Annotated in this window: 13 protein-coding genes and 1 other annotated feature; all 13 genes read right to left on the bottom strand. The window is 49.0% G+C overall.

The features are described 5' to 3' along the window. Positions 1-48: 48 nt before the first annotated feature. Positions 49-2037 (bottom strand): methionine--tRNA ligase, encoded by a 1989-nt coding sequence (gene metG, locus M2277_RS11675; RefSeq protein WP_280754810.1) that lies wholly within the window; start codon positions 2035-2037, stop codon positions 49-51. Positions 2038-2117: 80 nt separating this feature from the next. Then, positions 2118-2377, bottom strand: a binding site (T-box leader). A gap of 118 nt (positions 2378-2495) precedes the next feature. After that, entirely contained in the window at positions 2496-2753 is a 258-nt protein-coding gene (gene yidD / locus M2277_RS11670) for a membrane protein insertion efficiency factor YidD (protein ID WP_006209344.1), read from the bottom strand. Next, positions 2750-3220 carry a Fur family transcriptional regulator gene (locus tag M2277_RS11665; protein ID WP_006209343.1) on the bottom strand — a complete coding sequence of 157 codons (471 nt, stop codon included), beginning with the start codon at positions 3218-3220 and terminating at the stop codon, positions 2750-2752. Before M2277_RS11665 ends, yidD begins: the two co-directional genes overlap by 4 nt. 231 nt (positions 3221-3451) lie before the next feature. Next, the gene (locus M2277_RS11660; RefSeq protein ID WP_006209342.1) at positions 3452-6172 is read right to left on the bottom strand and encodes a stalk domain-containing protein; all 2721 of its coding nucleotides are present in this window, start codon (positions 6170-6172) and stop codon (positions 3452-3454) included. A 155-nt stretch (positions 6173-6327) separates the two neighbouring features. Next, a complete protein-coding gene (gene nagZ / locus M2277_RS11655; RefSeq protein WP_280754809.1) occupies positions 6328-7968 on the bottom strand; it encodes a beta-N-acetylhexosaminidase in 1641 nt (546 codons plus the stop codon). 99 nt (positions 7969-8067) lie between these two features. Further along, positions 8068-8853 carry a response regulator transcription factor gene (locus M2277_RS11650; protein WP_006209341.1) on the bottom strand — a complete coding sequence of 262 codons (786 nt, stop codon included), beginning with the start codon at positions 8851-8853 and terminating at the stop codon, positions 8068-8070. Further along, a complete protein-coding gene (locus M2277_RS11645) occupies positions 8831-10687 on the bottom strand; it encodes a cache domain-containing sensor histidine kinase (RefSeq protein WP_006209340.1) in 1857 nt (618 codons plus the stop codon). The genes M2277_RS11650 and M2277_RS11645 overlap by 23 nt, the downstream gene beginning before the upstream one ends. A 21-nt stretch (positions 10688-10708) precedes the next feature. Then, positions 10709-11536, bottom strand: a complete 828-nt coding sequence (locus M2277_RS11640; protein WP_006209339.1) for a carbohydrate ABC transporter permease — start codon at positions 11534-11536, stop codon at positions 10709-10711. Next, positions 11536-12420, bottom strand: coding sequence for a carbohydrate ABC transporter permease (locus tag M2277_RS11635; protein WP_006209338.1), 885 nt, complete (start codon positions 12418-12420; stop codon positions 11536-11538). The genes M2277_RS11640 and M2277_RS11635 overlap by 1 nt, the downstream gene beginning before the upstream one ends. A gap of 92 nt (positions 12421-12512) precedes the next feature. Further along, positions 12513-13865 carry an ABC transporter substrate-binding protein gene (locus tag M2277_RS11630; protein WP_006209337.1) on the bottom strand — a complete coding sequence of 451 codons (1353 nt, stop codon included), beginning with the start codon at positions 13863-13865 and terminating at the stop codon, positions 12513-12515. 220 nt (positions 13866-14085) lie between these two features. Further along, on the bottom strand, positions 14086-14814 hold the full coding sequence (pflA, locus tag M2277_RS11625; protein WP_063479085.1) for a pyruvate formate-lyase-activating protein: 729 nt from the start codon (positions 14812-14814) through the stop codon (positions 14086-14088). A gap of 43 nt (positions 14815-14857) precedes the next feature. Then, entirely contained in the window at positions 14858-17104 is a 2247-nt protein-coding gene (gene pflB / locus M2277_RS11620; RefSeq protein WP_280754808.1) for a formate C-acetyltransferase, read from the bottom strand. A gap of 310 nt (positions 17105-17414) precedes the next feature. Next, positions 17415-20024 carry a bifunctional acetaldehyde-CoA/alcohol dehydrogenase gene (adhE, locus tag M2277_RS11615; RefSeq protein ID WP_280754807.1) on the bottom strand — a complete coding sequence of 870 codons (2610 nt, stop codon included), beginning with the start codon at positions 20022-20024 and terminating at the stop codon, positions 17415-17417. Positions 20025-20240 lie beyond the last annotated feature (216 nt).

Raw genomic sequence — 20240 nt, 5'->3', positions numbered from 1 at the left:
TTAACAGGGTACACCGTCTATTCCGACTTCATTCAACATAGTCGCACATTATTTCACGACAGCTCCATTAGGCATGCTGTCCGGTACCGTTGCAAGCGTTAACTGATCCCCCTCGGAAGCGGCCAGGATCATCCCTTGCGACATTTCTCCTCTTAGTTTCACCGGCTTCAGATTGGTCACACAAATCACTTTGCGTCCCACCAATTCCTCCGGCGTGTAAAACTTGGCAATGCCGGATACCACTTGCCGCTGTTCGAAACCAAGATCAAGCTGCAGTTTCAGCAGCTTGTCTGCTTTCTTCACGGGCTCTGCGGAGATTACCTGCGCCACTCGAAGCTCGACCTTGGCAAAATCTTCTATGCCTATCTCCTCTTTGAGCTCTACAGGCTCTGCTGCGCTATTCTCGGATGAAGAAGCCCCCGAGGCAGAAGCCTCTTCCTGGACAGCCTTCGTGCCGCCTGTCATCGCCTCTACGATGAACGCCACTTCTTGCTCTGTGTCCAGACGCGGGAAGATCGGCTCGCCTTTTTGCAGTTTCGTTCCGGCCGGAATGGCCCCGAACTGACGGCCGCTCTCCCAAGTCGTCAGCTCACCCTCCACCAGGCCGAGCTGATCCCACATTTTCTTCGGCGTACGGGTCAGGAACGGCTGCAGCAGAATGGACGCTACGCGGAGCGTTTCCACCAAATGACTCATCACGGATGCGAGTTCGTGGCGTTTGCCCTCATCTTTAGCCAGCGTCCATGGCTGTGTCTCATCAATATATTTGTTGCTGCGGCTGACAAACTGGCTGATCGCCGTCAAGGCAACCGAGAATTCCATATTCTCCATAGCGGTCTCGACTTTGTCATACACGGTCTTGGCGGCTTCCTCTATGGCGGCATCAAACGGTGTCACACCTGCAATTAATGCCGGGACTTCTCCGTCAAAATATTTATCGACCATGGCCACGGTGCGGTTCAGCAGGTTGCCCAGGTCGTTGGCAAGATCCGAGTTTACCCGCTCGACAAAGCTCTCCGGCGTAAACGTACCGTCCGCGCCAAATGGAACCTCGCGCAGCAAATAATAACGAAGCGCATCCAGTCCATACCGGTCAATCATCGTGACCGGATCAACCACGTTCCCTTTGGACTTGGACATTTTACCGTCCTTCATGAGCAGCCAGCCATGGGCAAACACTTTTTTCGGAAGCGGCACATCGAGTGCCATCAGGATGATCGGCCAATAGATCGTATGGAAACGCACAATCTCCTTACTCATCAGGTGTACATCGGCTGGCCAGTATTTATCATACATGCTGGTGTCCTCTGTACCGTATCCAAGTGCCGTTATATAGTTCAGGAGTGCATCAATCCACACATAAATCACATGTTTCGGATCGCTTTTGACTTTTACGCCCCACTCATAGGTCGTACGAGAAACAGCCAGATCCTCAAGGCCCGGTTTAATGAAGTTGTTGATCATCTCATTCTTGCGGGACACCGGCTGGATAAAATCCGGGTTCTCTTCATAGTACTGAAGCAGGCGGTCCACATACTTGCTCATGCGGAAGAAGTAACTCTCCTCCTTCACAAGCTCTACCGGACGACCGCAGTCCGGACAATTGCCGTTCACCAGCTGACGCTCCAGGAAAAACGATTCGCAAGGTGTGCAGTACCAGCCTTCATACTCGCCCTTGTAGATATCATCTTGCTTGAGCAGTCGTTCAAATACCTCCTGCACAACCGTTGTATGGCGCTTCTCCGTGGTACGAATGAAATCCTCGTTCGAGATGTCCAGCTTCTTCCACAGATCCTTGATTCCAGCCACAATGTCGTCCACGAACTGCTGAGGGGTCTTCCCTGCTTCTTCCGCTTTCCGTTCAATCTTTTGTCCATGCTCATCGGTTCCCGTCAAATAACGGACATCGTAACCTCGAAGCCGCTTGTAGCGAGCCATGGCATCTCCTGCCACCGTGGTGTAGGCATGCCCGATATGCAGCTTGTCGCTTGGATAATAGATGGGTGTTGTAATATAAAACGTCTTTTTGTCGGCCATAAAAACCTTCCTTTGCCTTAAATTAATTGTTGTATCAAGCTATTGCCGGCATGCAGGAAAACAGCAAAAAACCCCCGTCCCCATGGGACGAGAGTTGTTCTCACGTGTTACCACCCAAATTCCCTGTACCCTTAAGGGCAACAGGCTCTTCTGCCGTCAAGCGGCCGTCCATTAACGCTGGCTCACGCCGCTCCTTTACGGCAGCCTCCCATGCTGGCTGCAGCGCTCAAAAGCGGATCCTCCAAGACCATTTTCCGAAATTCGCCATGACCGGTTTCCAGCTTCCCCGGCTCTCTGTACAAGGCGCAGCTTTTCGTACTTATCTCTTCCTCGGATTTACCTATAATTTCTTATCATTTTAATAAAATGGGCTGCCGGGTGTCAAGCCGGTCTGTGCGGACATCCTATTCCTACTGTCAGCATGCCACAACCGGCAAGCATTTTACCAGGGACAAGGACTATTCCTCTGTCAATGGAGAGTGCGACTCTCCTTTGCGCGGCGGAACCATGTCAATGCCGCCAGGATTAAACGGATGACATCTTGCAATCCGCTTGGCCGCCAGCCAGGACCCCTTCAAGGCACCGTGCACTTCAACGGCCTCCAAAGCGTAGGCTGAGCAGGTCGGATAAAATCGGCAGGTTGCCGGTTTCAACGGTGAAATGAATTTCCGATAGAAGTGTATCGGCACCTTCACAACCCTGCGCGCGGTGCTCATGCCCGGTTGTCCCGTTTTCCTCCACTTGAAGGTGAGGTTCCCTTATCGGTATTATCCTTGCTGCAATCCCGGCAGTAGCCAAACACTTCGAATTTATGCTGAACGACTTGAAAATCATCCGGCGCATCGGTCAACTGCATCGGACAGAACGTGATCGGATACGTCTTCTGGCATTGCAGGCAGATCATATGATGATGGTGATGATCCTCGCTGCACCGTCCTCTGAACTTGATCCCTTCCTCGAACACGACCTGCTCCAATACGCCAAGCTCATACAATACCCGAAGATTACGATACACCGTATCAAAGCTCAAACCGCTGTACTTCCGGCCCATATATTCGTATACATCCTTGGCTGTCAAATAGCCGGGATGTTCCCCAAACAATTTGGCAAGCGTCTTGCGCTGATCGGTAATGCGCAGCCCCTGTTCCGACATGGCGTCGATAATCTCTTCTGTCGTAAGCATACGCAATAACCTCCTCTTCATGAAGATACTCTCTCCTTATAATGCCTGAAAAATGAGACATCGTCAATGTAAGCGGTTATGTGCCTGCTGTGTTCGTACATTGAACGCCATGCTTCAATAGTGACGGCTTCGGATCACCGCACCGACGGATACGAATCATCATAAAAAGGGCAGCCCTCTCACCATTTCCGTGGTTGTAAGGACTGCCCTTGTTGTCATTAGAAAGTAATATTAGTTCTTAACCTGCGGCAGCGGCTGCAAGAGGATGTTGATTGGCAGACTGCTTCCCGGTGCTGCTGTGAACAAAATCTCTACGCTCTGCTCGTAATTGCCTGTACGGTACAGTACTGCGGCTTCATTCGGAGCGGAAATTGCGCCTCCGCTTGTATTCGGCGTCTGAATGATGTTTCCGTTCACCATCATCGCGCCCATGTATTTGCCTCCGCGCGGATTCAGCGTGATCAGCGTATTGGGCGCTACGCGGTGCAGCTTGATTTTGTACAGTACACCGAAGTTGCCGGCATTGGATTGATATGAGCCGTTAATGCCGTCATACCCTTCCAGATTCGGATCATTTGTCTTGTCACCCAGCGCAAGCCGGGAAGGTGTATTCCCTACCAGTTCGTAAGACTCGATGATCCGCGTGGAATCCGGATAGGTTCCCCGGTTATGAACGCCATCACTCGGATGCAGAATCAGATAAGGAAGCTTTTGAATCGGATCCTTGACTTCATCAATCATGATAACGTCATATCGGATCGGCGAATCCGAATACAGATCAGCAAACATCGAGAGCACCTGCTGGTTCTTCATCGTTTGCGCGCTTAAATCTTGTAAAATGATTCGACTTTCCCCAGGTGCAAGGGAAATCGTCTTGAACGAATCCGGTGACTGCATCGATTCAAGGTAACGCTGCACGGCTGCTTTGCCTGTCGCTGTAGGAATATTAATCGGTCCGCCCATTCCGGTATACTCGGTTGTCAGGCGTGCCGTCGATGTGTTGATATTAGTTGCGACTACGTACATCTTCATGTTTTTTCCGGTTGCGTTCAAATGGTGAATCATGAAGCGTGTGCTGGCATTGCCAATCTCGCGGTACACAATCCCCTCTTGATATACTGTTTCCGGAGAGTTGCTGCGGATCAGCAAGCTGGGCTCGGAGCTTCTCGTAATGGGCATAAGATTCCATGTTGGCACCGCTGTTCCGTCAAACGTATATTTGTCGCCGATACCCGTAAATAACTGATTGAATTGATCCTTTGTATACAAGACCTCATTCGTTACGTTAATGATTTTCTCATAAGAGCTGGTGGCGCCATGCTTATCCGTAACAATCAATAACACTTTATGCGGGCCGGCCGTGAAAAAGGCCTGATCATTGTTTTCCCATTTATACGTAATCTCATCGCCAGGATCACTGTCATAACTCTGGTTGATATACGTAATTTTCTCACCGATCTTATATTCCTTCTTATCGGTATCAAACATCGCTACAGGCGGGGTGTTTGGAGCTGATATATGGATGCTGAGTGTATACGGCTCGCTCCACTCCCCACTCGAATCCTGTACGGAGTAGGAAACCGTATGCACGCCGGGTTCATTGAAAACCTCTTCGCGGCCTTCCCAATGCTCATTTACGATCGCAAGGCCTGTCGGCGAATACGAGTTCGTTTTATACGTAACCTTCTGACCGGCAAGGATCTCACCGGACTGAATGGTAAAGGAAGCCACCGGCTTTGAGCTCACGCTGAGTATAATACGCTTGTTCGGCTGATCCACCCGATAAGAGATATCAAGCGCCTGCGTAATGCTGGTCAGCGGCACCATGAACGTATTGTTGGACTGGTACGCCGGGCCCTTCATTGATTTTCTCTGACCATTCACAGTATATACGCTGCTGTTCGTCTTGAAGCGAAGCTCATCGCTGCCACGGATAATGATCGTTTCTTTTGTTTTCCCGTCATAAGTCAGTTTCAGGCCGACCCGATCGACAAGGGAACGAATCGCAACATAGGATACGCCATTCTTGACAGCCATCGGCTGTCCAGCGGTATACGTTTTCCCGTTCTGGTACATCTTGTTGCTGTTCATCATCAGGATCAAGTCATTGGGGCCAAGATTCGGTATATTGGGAGTCTCGCTCCCTGGTTCCCCCCCGTTATTTCCACCGGGTTGTTGACCGCTATTGCTGTCATTGCCCATATTGGATAAATCCAGAATAACCTTCTTCTCTGGCTGATTAACCTTATATGGAATATCAAGCGCTTGCGTGATTGCGGTTAATGGAACCATAAATACATTGCTGCTCTGATAGGCAGCGCCTTTCATTGGGCGCACCTGTCCGTTCACTTTATAATTGCTGCTTCCTGTCGTAAAGCGTAGTTCATTGCCGTCTTTAAGGATGATCGTTTCCTTTGTCTTGTTATCATAAGCCAGCTTTAGTCCTGCGCGTTCAACCATCGCACGGATAGCCACATAGGATACTCCTTGCTTCACAGCCATCGGCTGTCCTGCCTTGTACTGCTTACCGTTGTGATACATCACATTGCTGTTCATCATCAGCACCAGTTCATTGGCTGAAACCTGGAAAGTGCCGATCTCGGACTCATCTTTGGTCGTACTGCCCTCTTCATTTTCTGATACCGTATTATCGGAAGGATCGCTTTCCTGCTCCTCCTGCTGTTCATTTGGTGCAGAAGAATCGGAATCAGGATCACTTATCGTACCTTCGACTGCCTGGGTCGGTGTTTCATTTGGCGTTTCTTCGGCTTGCTGCAATTCCGTCTGCTGTTCTCTGCTCTGCTGGGTTTGTCCTTCCACCGGGGACTGCAGCGCTGAATTGCTAATTAGCGCCGGAGCTGTAATATCCGGTGATTCAGCTGCCACGGGAAGAGCCGTTGATACTTGGGCCGCGGCAAGGACTGTAATCATCGAGATTCTTTTGAAATTCATCCTTTACTCCTTTAAAACACTCAGTATAGTCTGTCTGCCTCTATGGGACATAGTATTAGACGCCAACATTCCCGAAAAGTTGCTCAGAAATAGCTGGAAAATAGGAAAACCGGAGCATTCCCCGTAAGGAAGACTCCGGCTCCAATAACATTTATTTAATTATTGACATAATCCTGGTGGCCGCTCCAACCCAGCGGATAAGTATCGCTAATGCTGACCGGGAGTTTCCCTTCCGGTATCACCTTGCCCAACAAGACGCCGGCAGCCGCATTCATATAATAAGGTGTGTTCTCGTAACTGCACAGATATGTTGCAACGGGAGGAAGGTCATTCATATCATATGGATTGCGGGTTGCAACAACAACGATTGACACACCCTCAAGCTCAGCCAGCTTATTCACCAGCTTCTGTTGTCCCGCGGGGAGACGGCTCTCCGACGTGTACGTAGCCACTACAATTTGTCTATAGCCTTCAGCAGCCTTAACTGCTTGCTCTACCTCCGCATCCGACATATCGGTTCCGACACGCAGATCGTCTGCCTGCACCCCATAACTTCTCAGCGCATCGCCTAACGTATAGCTTTTGCTCCAGGCTTCATCCACCTGGGTAGCTTGCAGCAGCTCTGGCCAGATAACCGCAATCGCTTGCTCTGCCTGAAGTGGAAGCTGGCCTTCGTCTTTCACCAGCGTGATTCCTCTGCCCGCGATTTGGGCCAGTAATTGTTTGGTCTCTTCCGTCACCTCTCCAATCGTTTGGACCGGCAGCTCTTCGGCAAGCTTCGCATTGCGCTCCTTGAGCGCTAATATCCGCTCTACAGACCTGTCGATCAGGTTCATGGACAATCTTCCGCTTTGAACGGCTTCAATGACAGCTGTAATCGCTGCGGTCTGCTCTGACAGGGTATGGCTGACCAGCACGCAGTCCGCGCCGGCTTCAATAGCACGAATCGCTCCTTCAGGAATGCCGTACTCTTTGGAGATGGCATGCATCTCCAGACAGTCTGTCACGATCAGCCCTTCAAACCCCATCTCCTCTCGAAGAAGTCCGGTCAGCACGGCATGCGAGAGGGTTGCCGGGAGATCACTCGATTCGATTGCCGGGAAGCTGACGTGCGCGGTCATAATCGCATCAACGCCAGCCTTGATCGCTTGCGCGAAGGGGTATAATTCTACACGGCGAAGGCGTTCCATATCATGCGGCACAGAAGCCCGCCCCAGATGGGAATCGACGCTGGTGTCGCCATGTCCGGGAAAATGTTTGGCCGTTGCAGATACGCCCTCTTCCTGGTATCCCTTGATCGCAGCTGTCCCAAGGGCAGCAACGGCTTGCGGGTCTTCACTGAAGGAACGTACGCCGATCACCGGATTGCGAGGGTTGTTGTTGACATCCAGACAAGGCGCAAAGTTCATGTTCACACCGAGTGAACGAAGCTCACGCGCCCCAATCTGTGCCACCCTGTAGGAATCTTCCGCGCTTCCCGCTGCGCCAAGCGCCATATTACCAGGAATGCGGCTGATGCCTTCATGATCGATTCGTGCAACCATGCCGCCTTCCTGATCAATCGAGAGCAGAAGCGGAAGCTTCTGGCTGCCTGAGGCGAGCTGCTGCAACGATTCCGAAAGCTCGGCCAGCTGGGGCAGCGTTCTCACGTTTCGGCGGAAATAACAGATACCCCCGACCTGATATTGATCGATCAGTATGTTTGCATGTTCATTCGGCGTTAGGGCATTGAATCCGCATATAAACATTTGCCCTACCTTTTGCTCTAAAGATAAATCCGCTATCGTCCATTTCATGGTTTCAAAAACCTACTTTCTATCAATTTAAGGACCATGCAAGGCTGGTTAAGCGGGTTCGTATGATGACTTGGCAGCCCGCATTCGTACAGGGAGATCTTAGACCGTTGCCTCCCCGGACATTTCCCGGAATTCGGATGGTGTCATGCCCGTGGCCTTTTGAAACACCTTGGTGAAATAACGGCGTTCATGATAACCGACAAAAGAACCGATCTGCGCAATATTCTTATCGCTGTTCACAAGCAGAAACTTGGCAGCCTCCATTCGCTGTCTCGTCAAGTATTCCACAAAGGTAAGACCCACATGGTTCTTGAACAATAAGCAGAAGTAACTTGAGCTGATGCCCAGATGTTCCGAGAGCTCCTCAATGCCCAAATCCTGCCCCATATGGGTATTGATATACTCTAATGCGGATGTAACCAATTGGTCGGGTGTTTTCTTGACAGCTACAGGATTTGGAGCCTCATCAATAAGCGAAACGGTGCTGTAATACTTCTCTTTCGCTCTCTTCTTGCGGATTTCCTCCCCAATGTCCCGAATCTTCATCTCCAGTTCACCGTAATGAATCGGCTTGCTGATATAATCTTTAACGCCAAGTTTGATTGCTTCCCGCGCATATTCAAATTCCTGATAACCCGTCAGCAAAAAGATTTCCGCCTTGCTCCCCTTATCGCGGATCTTCGTAATAAAGGACAATCCATCCATCACAGGCATCCGGATATCCGACAGAATCAAATCGAGATGATGCTGATCAGCTACTTCAAGTGCCTCCATCCCGCTTCTGGCAAGTCCGACAACCTTCATCCCCATCTCTTCCCAAGGCAGAACCCTGCTGAGATTGTTCAAGATGGGAGCCTCATCGTCAACTAATAATACCTTCAGCATGCTGCCCTTCCCCCCTGTCATAATTGGGTATGACACATTGTATAACGGTTCCGCCGGGACGGCTGGAGCATATGAACAGACCGTAATAATCCCCGTACTGAATCCTCAGCCGGTCTGCCACGCTTCGCAGTCCTAGTCCACGCCGTTCCTGGTTCACTTTAAGGTTCTGCATCGTTGTCTGTTCGGACACGTTATCCTCGGATACCATATATTCAAACATCGACAGCTGTTCGGAGGTCATCCCAAGCCCGTTATCCTCCACCCGGATGAAAACATTCCCGAGTTCCTTCCACGCGGATATGCGAATCATTCCCGTATAGGCTATCCCTTCAAATCCATGCTGTATGCTATTCTCGACAAGCGGCTGCAGCGTCAGCTTCAGGATACGGCTGTGCATAAGCTCCCTCGGAACGTCGATTTCATATTCGAACAAATCCTCGAACCGAAACTTCTGAATTTCGAGATAGCTCTGCAAATGCTTGATTTCTTCCTCGAGTGTGATCTCTTCCTTGTCCTGTATACTGATTCGCAAAATGCTGGCAAGCCGGTATACCATTTCACTGACCTTGCGCCCTTCATTCTGGATGGCAAGGACATTGATAGATTCCAATGTATTAAAGAGAAAATGCGGCTTAATCTGTGCCTGCAACACCCGCATCTCTGCTTCGGTCTTCTGCCGCTGTTCCTTCTTGATCTGCGCAAACAGATTGTTGATCCGGTTCATCAAATTGTTGAACCCTTTCGAGAGGAGCAGCAGTTCATCCTCTCCCTTCTCTTCAACCCTCGCGCTCAAATCCCCATCCTCCACTCGGCGCATAAAGCGTACAATGACAGCGATCGTGCCGGTAATCCGGTTCATGAACAGACGGTTGAACACAATGGCTGTGACAAGGCTGATGCCCATAATGACAAAGAACCATTTGGCAAAGGAAGTAACCTCCTGCGACAAAGAATTCCAATCGGTAACCGAAACGAGATTCCAGCCATAATCGTTCAGATGATAGATGGAGACAATGTTCTCATTGCCGTTAAACTTGGCTTTAAAGCTCTGGTAGCCTTGTTTAAACTCGACTTTTTGCTTCATATACTGACTGATATTTTGGCCATCCATATCATTCTTTGGATCAAAGAGGATTAATCCCTCATTATTAACTACCATGAATGAGGTGTTCTGCAGATTGTTCGGGAGTGTAAGGTTACGGAAGATCTCTTCAAACTCCCATTTTTTGATCTGAACAACAAGAATACCTAGCTTGCGAAGTGTGGAGACATCCTTAATGAGCCTGATCTGGGTGAAGACCGGGTCCGCACCCGTCAATTCCGGAAATTCATGCGGAGCCAGCCATTTGGGAATTCCGTTCAGTTTGACAACCTCTTCATATAGAGGACTATTCTTAAATTGTTCGTAAGGCAGGGTTCTGAAATTTTCTTTACTAAAAATCGGAATCGGTGGCGACTCTTTGCTGAAATGATACAAAAACGCATAACTGATCGCAGGATGATTATATAGAAGGTTTCGAAAACTGCGCTGTCTGTCATTGAGTTTCAGCTGATCCGCATTTGATTCCTTGATCAGATTTTGCGCATCGGGGTCCTTGGCATTCAGCGCCATCGCAAATACGGATGTGGCAATCCCGTTATCCGTGACATATTCCATTTCCTTAAACACGTTCAGAATGCTGTAACTGATCGCTTTAAGGGAGTACTCGGCTTGCTGACTGTACTTTTTCTCAATCGAGTTATAGGTAATAAAGAAAGTAAATAGACCTAGCACAAATAACGGAATAATAATGAGCCCCAAAAAGGCCGTGAATAGTTTGTTCCGCAAATTCATACGCATGCTCCCGCTCCTGTATTACCCCTTGACACTTCCTGCGGTGACACCTTCAATAATCTTCTCTTGTAGAACTGCATAGATGATTAGGACCGGAAGTACGCTGAATACGATACCCGCCGACATCTGCGCGTAGTTCATATTATAGGCGTCTCTGAAACCGACCATTCCGACAGGAAGCGTTCTCAGTTCATCATTAGATAGGAAATAGTTAGCAAGCAAGAATTCGTTCCAGTTACCAAGGAAGTTGATAATGAAAACGGTAACGATGGCCGGAACGGTTAGAGGTAATATAATTCTAGCAAACAACCCGCCAGACCTCAATCCATCAATAACTGCCGCTTCTTCTATTTCTCCGGGCAACGACCGCATGAAGGCTGCCAGAATAATGACAGAGAAGGGTATCGCATTAGCAACATACGGTAGAATGAGAGCCATATGTGTGTTCAAAATGTCGAGCTGTCTCATCATGCCATAAATCGGCAGCATCAGAGAATTGTTAGGAATCAGCATCCCTATTAAAATACATTGGAAAACAATTGCGCTGATCCGGTTGTACCGCATGCGTGTGACCGCAAATGCCAGCATTGCCGCAAACAGGATTGACAAGCAGGCAGACAGCACGCCGATGTACAAGCTGTTCCAGAAGTAGGTGCTGATCTTGGCGTTAACCCACGCATTGACGTAGTTATCGAATACAAACGTGCTTGGCAGTCCAAACGGGTTCGACGCGATGGACTGATTATCCACCTTCACGGAAGAGAACAACACGAACAGGAATGGATAGAGAATGATGAGCAGATAAGCCATCAGGAATATATGCGGGATCAGTTTCTTCAGTGCTCTCATCAGTATTCAATCCTTTCGTTGCGACGTGCAATCAGCACCTGGTAGAGCACGGTTACGATAATCGTGAAGAGGAAGATCAACACGGCAATCGAATTGCCAAAACCATGTTTGAAACTCGTAATTGCATATCGAATCATATATGTTGCCATAACGTCGGTTGAGCCGGCCGGCCCGCCCTTGGTCATAACCAGAATAATATCCGCCGCTTTCATGGCTCCCGCGATCGAAAGCATGATCACTACAGAGATAATTGGCATAATTAATGGAAGCGTGATTTTCGTGGCTCTCTGAACGCCTGTCGCACCATCCATCGCGGCAGCCTCATCAAGTTCCTTAGGTATGGATAGAATCGCCGCAAGCACCATCACGATGTAAAAGCCGGTCCATTGCCAGCCGTTCGTAATGAGGATGGCAATCATGGCCCATTTTCGATCAGACAGCCAGTAAATTGGCTCAACGCCAACCAATCCTAAAATTTCATTCATCAGGCCAAAGTCCGGGTTGTAAATGAATCCCCACAAAATGCCGATAACTGCTGTTGACATAATAGATGGTGCAAAAACCGCTGTCTTGTAAAGTCCCTTCAGACGTTTCACGTTTGCAATAAGCAATGAAAAAATCACGATAATCGGAACCTGGATCAAACAGGAAAAGAGAATGAAATAAACGTTATTCTTAACTGCTTTCCAAAAAGCATCGTCATTAATTGCGGTAACATAGTTATCAAGCCCAATGTACTTCACATCTTTGGAGATGCCGTTCCAGCTCGTAAAGCTGTTATCAAACGCAGTGAAAATCGGGTATATGAAAAAGGCCAGAAACAGTATGAATGCCGGCAGCACAAAAACGATGTAAATCAGAGGATTTCTCAGCGCTTTGTTCATGGTAACCTCCGTATTTATGTCTGTAATTTAGACGAAAGGGCACCCCCATGTCTAGCAGCGGGTGGTGCCCTTTAACGTCTAATCTTGATTATTTATTCCTCTGCAGCGTTAGCCGCTTCTTGTGCTGCTTGAACATTCTCCAGCATCTTCTCGGCATCAAGCTCGCCGCCGATGACCTGTTGAATCCCCATGCTCAGTGCCGTATTCACGTCTGCTTGAACAAGTGCATCAAAGGCAGGGAAGGAATATTTGATTTCACTTACCCCTTTGAAAATATCCTGCATGAGCGGATCGTCCGAAGTGGAGTTCATGGTTGCCAGATCCATCTTCATCGCCGGCAGCACGCCGTCTTCTTTCAGACCGCGAAGCTGCATTTCATCTGTCCACATATTTTTGATGAATTCTTTAACCGCTTGAAGTTTACGAGGATCCTCAGCCACCGAAGCAGAGAAGCCGTATCCATTATTAGCATCCTGCATGACAATCACAGGATCGCCTTCATTAACCGGAGGCAGGTTAAAGTATCCGATCTTGCCTACCATATCGCCTGCTTGAGCCGGATCTCTGAATACGGAGTTAGCCCACGATCCGTCCATCATCATCATAGCTTCGCCGGAGATGATCTGGTTTCTCATGTCCGCATACTCGAAACCGAGCTCGCCTTTTTTGAAGTAACCCTTTTCAACCCATTCCTGATGTTTCTTCACGCCTTCTACGACTTTCGGATCGGTCCATTTGGTTTCTCCGGTCTTAAAGCCATACGTAACTTCCGCTCCTGCATAATAGCTCCACAGATTATTCGTGGTCATGAGCGGAATCCATGCGTCCTTGGAGGATTGTGCAAACGGAATTTTTCCGTCGGCTTTGATTGTTTCCGCAATTTGCTCCAGCTGCGCCAAAGTTTTCGGCACGGTCAGACCTTTCTGTGCAAAGTAATCCTTGTTATAGAAAATCCCTTCAATGGAGCCGCCGATTGGCAATCCGTAAATCTTGCCTTCATGCGTGAATGGATCCAGTGTTGTAAATTTGTCTTTAATGCCGAGTTCTTCCAAAATAGGGGTTAAATCGAGCATCAAGCCTTCTTTGGAATATACGCCTGCGTCCGGGCTTCCGAACACATCGAATACTTCCGGCGGCTTACCTGCGGCCATCTCGCCTCTTAATTTCTCTTTACGGTTCACTTCGGAGTCTACTGCGTCCAGCTTGATTTTAAGCCCGGGTACAGCTTCTTCGGTTTTGCTGACCACATCGTTCAGCAATGCAAGACGGAACTTCTTGGATTCACCTACCTGCGTATGGCGAATTGTAATTTCAAACGGTTCATTGCTGGCCGCGCCTTCCGTACCACCTGATGGTTTCTCTGCTCCCTTGTCACCGCATGCGGACAAAAGTGCGGACGAGACGAACAGAAGCGACATTAATAATGCCAGACCCTTTTTCTTCATTGTCTTTGACCCTCCCGAAGTATTTGTATATTTGATAGGCGTTTTCCTTACATCTTCATTATAGAAAGCGATTCCACTTTTCGATAGGTCGATATTTTTCTATCTAAGGGATAAAATCCTCCACAAAAAACAATAACCCTTCCATAATGAGGAAAGGTTATTGTTAAAAATAATAACATATTATGTTCAGTATAATACAACAAAATTAGTTCGCCACCGATTATTTTTGCTCGGCTGCTTCGCCAATCAACTGATAAGCGCGTGCGATTTCTTCCTCTGACGGTGACGGAACTCCTTCTAGCGGATATGCCATTCCGAGTTCCTTCCATTTGTACACACCCATCTGATGGTAGGGCAGAATTTCGAATTTATCAACGCCTTGTAAAGTGCGAATAAATTGACCGAGCGCCCTCAGGTCGTGTTCGCTGTCATGGATACCCGGCACATATACGTGCCGGACCCACATTTTTCGACCATGGTGGGACAGCCAGCGGGCGGTCTTCAGCGTCCTCTCATTCGACTTCCCGGTCAGCTTGATATGCTTCTCATCGTTGATATGCTTCAGATCGAGCAGAACCAAGTCGGTATGCTCCAGCAGCTCCGATATTTTCTCCGGCTCATTATAACCGTTGCTGTCAAGGGTCGTGTGCAGATTCCAGCGGCGCTTTACTTCCTTAAACAGCTCGGTTACAAAAGGATACTGCAGTGTCGGCTCGCCTCCGGATACGGTCAGCCCTCCACCGGAAGAACGATAGTAACTTAGATAAGGCTCAATCTGAGCCAGCACATCCTCTACCGTCATTTCCTGTCCTTCATGCAATCCCCACGTATCCGGATTGTGGCAATATTGACACTTCAGCAGACATCCCTGCATGAAGAGTACAAAGCGGATACCTGGACCGTCCACCGTTCCGAACGTTTCTATGGAGTGTATATGACCTTTAAGCATAGGGCGTCATCCTTTCTGTATCCGCTGTTGTTACTTTCCATTCTTACATCGTACCGTGGAAGGTACGATTGATCACGTCGAGCTGCTGTTCGCGTGTCAGTTTGACAAAATTGACCGCATACCCGGATACCCGGATCGTTAACTGCGGATAATTCTCCGGATGTTCCATCGCATCCATCAGCTGCTCCCGGTCAAACACGTTCACGTTCAGATGATGAGCCTTGCTTCCAAAATATCCATCCAGCATCGCAACCAGATTGTTCACGCGAATCTCGCTTTCCTTCCCAAGGGCTTTCGGTACAATCGAGAATGTATTCGAGATCCCGTCGAGGCTGTCCTCATAAGGCAGTTTGGCCACGGAAGTCAATGAAGCGAGGGCACCCTTCTTATCGCGTCCGTGCATAGGGTTCGCACCCGGCGCAAACGGCTCGCCCGCCTTGCGGCCGTCCGGTGTGGTTCCCGTTTTCTTGCCGTATACGACATTGGACGTAATGGTCAGTACCGATTGGGTCGGCATCGCATCGCGGTATGCCTTATGTTTGCGAATCATGCTCATGAAGACTTCAACGAGTTCTACGGCGATGTCGTCGACCCGATCGTCGTTGTTACCGTAGCACGGAAAGTCGCCTTCTATTTCAAAATCAACTGCAATCCCTTGCTCATTGCGTACAGGCTTCACCTGTGCATGCTTGATTGCACTCAGCGAATCCGCCGCTACGGACAGGCCCGCTATACCGCATGCCATCGTCCGCAGAATATCCCGATCATGAAGCGCCATTTCAATCCGTTCGTAGCTGTATTTATCATGCATATAGTGGATCACGTTCAGTGTGTTCATATACAGCTTTGCAAGCCATTCCATCATCGGCTTGAATCGCTTCATGACCTCGTCATAACTCAGAACCTCTGCCGTAATAGCAGGGTATTCCGGACCAACCTGGGCGCCGGATTTCTCATCCTTCCCGCCGTTGATTGCATACAGGAGCGCTTTGGCCAGATTGGCTCTGGCTCCGAAGAACTGCATCTGTTTCCCGATGCGCATAGCGGATACGCAGCAAGCAATCCCGTAATCGTCTCCGTAAATCGGACGCATGAGATCATCGTTCTCATATTGGATCGAGCTGGTTTCGATCGATACCTTCGAGCAGTATTTCTTGAAGCCTTCGGGCAGTTTCTCAGACCATAATACCGTCAAGTTCGGTTCCGGGGCAGGGCCCAAATTATACAACGTATGCAGGAAACGGAAGCTGTTCTTGGTTACTCTTGTTTCCCCATTTAACGACATACCGCCAATCGATTCTGTGACCCATGTTGGATCACCGCTGAACAGTTCATTGTAGTCGGGTGTACGCAGGAACTTCACGATCCGCAGTTTCATGACAAAATGGTCAACCAGCTCCTGTGCAGTCTCTTCCGTCAGCTTGCCTTCAGCCAGATCACGCTGGATGTAGATATCAAGGAAAGTAGATACCCGGCCAAGCGACATGGCTGCGCCATTCTGTTCCTTGATAGCAGCTAAATAACCAAAATACAGCCATTGGAATGCTTCCTTCGCCGTATTCGCAGGCTTCGAAATGTCAAAGCCGTGCATGCCCGCCATTTCCTTCAATTCCTTGAGTGCATGGATTTGCTCGGACAATTCTTCCCGCAATCGGATCACCGGCTCATCCATCGCATCAACCTCAAGCTCGCCCAGCTCTCGCAATTTATCATGGATCAAGACATCTACACCATACAAGGAGATTCTGCGATAATCGCCAATAATACGACCACGGCCATAAGCATCGGGAAGACCTGTAATAATCCCTGCCTTACGGGCTGCCCTCATCTCCGAGGTATAGGCATCAAACACGCCCTGGTTATGTGTTTTGCGTATGCCTGAGAAGATGTCCACTACCGCTTGCGGCATTTCAAAACCATATGCGTTGCAAGCATCAATCATCATTCGGATTCCGCCGAACGGCTGAATCGAACGCTTGAACGGCTCATCCGTCTGTACGCCGACGATCTGTTCCTTCTTCTTATCCAAATAGCCAGGTTGATGGGACACAATCGTGGAAGGCGTATTCACATCAACATCCAGCACCCCGCCATTATCCCGTTCTTTTTTGGTTAAATCCGATACGATATCCCAGAGTGCCTTCGTGTTGTCCGTTGGTCCTGCCAAAAAATCATCAGAGCCATAATAAGGTGTTATGTTCTCTGCAATAAAATCATTAACGTCAATCCGCTTGTTCCATTTACCTGATTTAAAACCTTTCCAGCCCACTTCTTTTTCAATCACCGACATATTGAATCCCTCCTAGATTATGCTGCAGCTTGCCGCACAGGCGGAGTCACACATTGATCCATCTCAGATCTTAATGTGATTATTTTCACGATCAATGCTGCCTCGACCCCGCCGTGTACCTTCAAGCTTCTATATCAAAGACCTGAGATTCAGCTTTCTTCTACACTTTTATTGTAATCCTGTTCATTCTCAGCATCTGTGATAAAAATCACAAACTTATCTTTTCCCGTGATTTTTATCACTCTGATTTACCCGCCCGCTTCTGTTATGCAGTCCGCAGTCCACAACCCGTCTCTCGTATTTCTTAGATCTAAAAGCGGCCGTAGAACGTGTTGCGGTATACTTCCGCAAGCTCTGTGACAAGCGGCAGCTTCGGATTGCTCGTAGTACACTGGTCTTCAAAGGCCCGGTCCGCCAAATGCTCAACACGTTTCTCAAAATCTTGAGGGTCGATTCCCAGCTGCTGGAACGACTCTTCGATGCCCAGCTTCTTGTTCAGCTCTCGGATTGCACCGATCAAACTGTTGACGCCCTCTTCCGTCGTTCTTGCAGGCAAGCCCAGAATCCTTGCAATTTCTGCATATCTCTCATCGGCTACAAAGTGAGTGTATTTAGGCCAAGCGGAAAATTTGGTTGGCTTCTTGGCATTGTAACGGATGACGTGCGGCAGCAGGATTGCATTCGTTCGCCCGTGAGCTGTGTGATACTGGCCGCCCCATTTATGCGCAAGGCTATGATTGATGCCAAGGAATGCATTCGCGAAGGCCATGCCGGCAAGCGTCGAAGCATTATGCATTTTCTCTCTGGCCAGCTTGTCGCCGGTAAGCGCCGATTGCTCAAGATACTGGAACACCAGCTGTATGGCCTTGATTGCCAAACCATCCGTGAAATCGTTAGCCATGACCGATACATACGCCTCGATGGCATGTGTCAAAACGTCCATCCCGGTATCCGCTACCGCTGTTTTTGGCAGGGTGTATACAAATTCCGGATCGATAATCGCAACATCCGGGGTCAGCTCATAGTCAGCCAGCGGGTACTTGGTATTCCCCAGCACTTTATCCGTAATGACCGCAAACGAGGTCACTTCCGAGCCCGTTCCCGAGGTGGTTGGTATGGCAACGAATTTTGCCTTCTGTCCAAGCTTCGGATATTTATAGACCCGTTTGCGGATATCCATAAATTTTTGCTTCAGATTATTGAAGTCCGTATCCGGGTATTCATAGAACAGCCACATCGCTTTTGCTGCATCCATCGGCGAACCGCCGCCGAGGGCAATGATGCAGTCCGGCTGGAATCGCTTCAGCAACTCCGATCCGCGTTCTACCGTCGTTGTGGAAGGATCCGGCTCAACCTCCGAGAACACCTCGATAGCAACCGGCACTCTGCGCTGACGCAGATAGTGCTCTACCCGCTCTACGTAGCCAAGCTTCACCATCATCGGATCGGTTACGATAGCAACCCGGGTAATATCGGGCATTTTGGCAAGATACTGCGTGGATCCTTTTTCAAAATAGATTTTATCCGGCACTTTAAACCACTGCATATTCACGGTTCTGCGGTTCACCCTTTTCACGTTGATGAGGTTGACGGCTGTTACGTTCGACGAGGTAGAGTTACGGCCATACGAACCGCAGCCCAGCGTCAACGATGGCAGGTTCGTGTTGTAGATGTCACCAATCCCGCCTTGCGAGGATGGCTGGTTCACCAGAATACGGCAGGTCTTCATCCGGTCCGTGAATTTCATGATGATTTCCTCATTGTGCGAGTGGATGACCGACGAGTGGCCCATGCCGCCAAATGCTACCATTTCTTCCGCGCGCGTAATTCCTTCCTCTGCATTTTTCACTTTATAGCAGGCCAGAACCGGACTGAGCTTCTCGGCAGACAGTGGATATGCAGGACCTACTCCCTCCAGCTCGGCGACCAGAATTTTGGTGCTCTCCGGCACTTCAAAGCCGCAGGCCTCGGCAATCTTGAATGCCGGCTGTCCGACGATTGACGGGTTAACCGCACATTTCTCCGATACCATCGCGTGTGCAGTCAGCTTCGCCAGTTCCTCCCTGTTTACGAAATAACAGCCGCTGGCCATCATTTTTTTCTTCACTGCCGTATAGATAGGCTCCTCTATAATGACTGCCTGTTCAGAAGCACATATCATACCGTTATCAAAGGTCTTGGACAGAATCAGGTCATTTACCGCCTGATCCAGATCTGCACTCTTTTCAATGAAGCAAGGCACATTGCCGGGTCCTACACCAAGCGCAGGTTTACCGCAGCTGTAGGCTGCCTTTACCATCGCGGATCCGCCGGTAGCCAGAATGCAGGCAACATCAGGATGGTTCATCAGTGTATTGGTTTTATCCATGGAAGGAGCCTCGATCCACTGAATGCAATCGGCCGGAGCACCTTGAGCAACAGCAGCATCCCGCAATATCAGGGCAGCTTCCCTGCTGCATGCCTGTGCGGATGGATGGAATCCGAAAATGATCGGGTTTCTTGTTTTGATGGAGATCAGTGCCTTAAAAATTGTTGTGGAGGTGGGATTGGTTACCGGGGTAATCCCCATGATGATCCCGATCGGCTCCGCAATTTTCTGAAAGCTGTCAAAAGCGTTATCCTCAATGACACCCACCGTTTTGTCATACTTGATGCTGTTGTGGATGTACTCTGTGGCAAACAAGTTTTTGATAATTTTATCCTCATATACACCGCGGCCAGTTTCTTCTACAGCCATTTTTGCCAGCTGCATATGCTTATCAAGGCCTGCGATGGCCATCGCCTGCACAATCCCGTCAATTTGCTCCTGATTCAATTCCATAAACTTTTCTTTCGCCCGGTTCGCTTTGTCAATCAGACCTTGAATGTACTCCCCTGCTGTCTGTGCCTTTACTTCGATCGTTCCTTTGCTCACAGCCATATCTCTCATCCTCCCATGGTTCATGATTCTTTCTCTTCTACGGTTTGATCGTATCACAGCCATTTCTAAAATCATGTGAAATATTTCACAATATTAAAATTTATCTTTTCTGTGTGATTTATACCTGTCTTCGCCCTATTTCAAGTGAAAGAGATCACAAAGTTTGAAAATTCGCCATCATTTCCCTCTTGTTCCGCCCCACAAGTGAATGTTTTC

Origin of the sequence: Paenibacillus sp. LBL (genome assembly GCF_029893715.1) — a bacterium.
Lineage (GTDB): Bacteria > Bacillota > Bacilli > Paenibacillales > Paenibacillaceae > Paenibacillus_AQ > Paenibacillus_AQ glucanolyticus.
The sequence above is the reverse complement of the archived record's forward strand: the minus strand, read 5'-3'. Positions and strand labels throughout refer to the sequence as shown.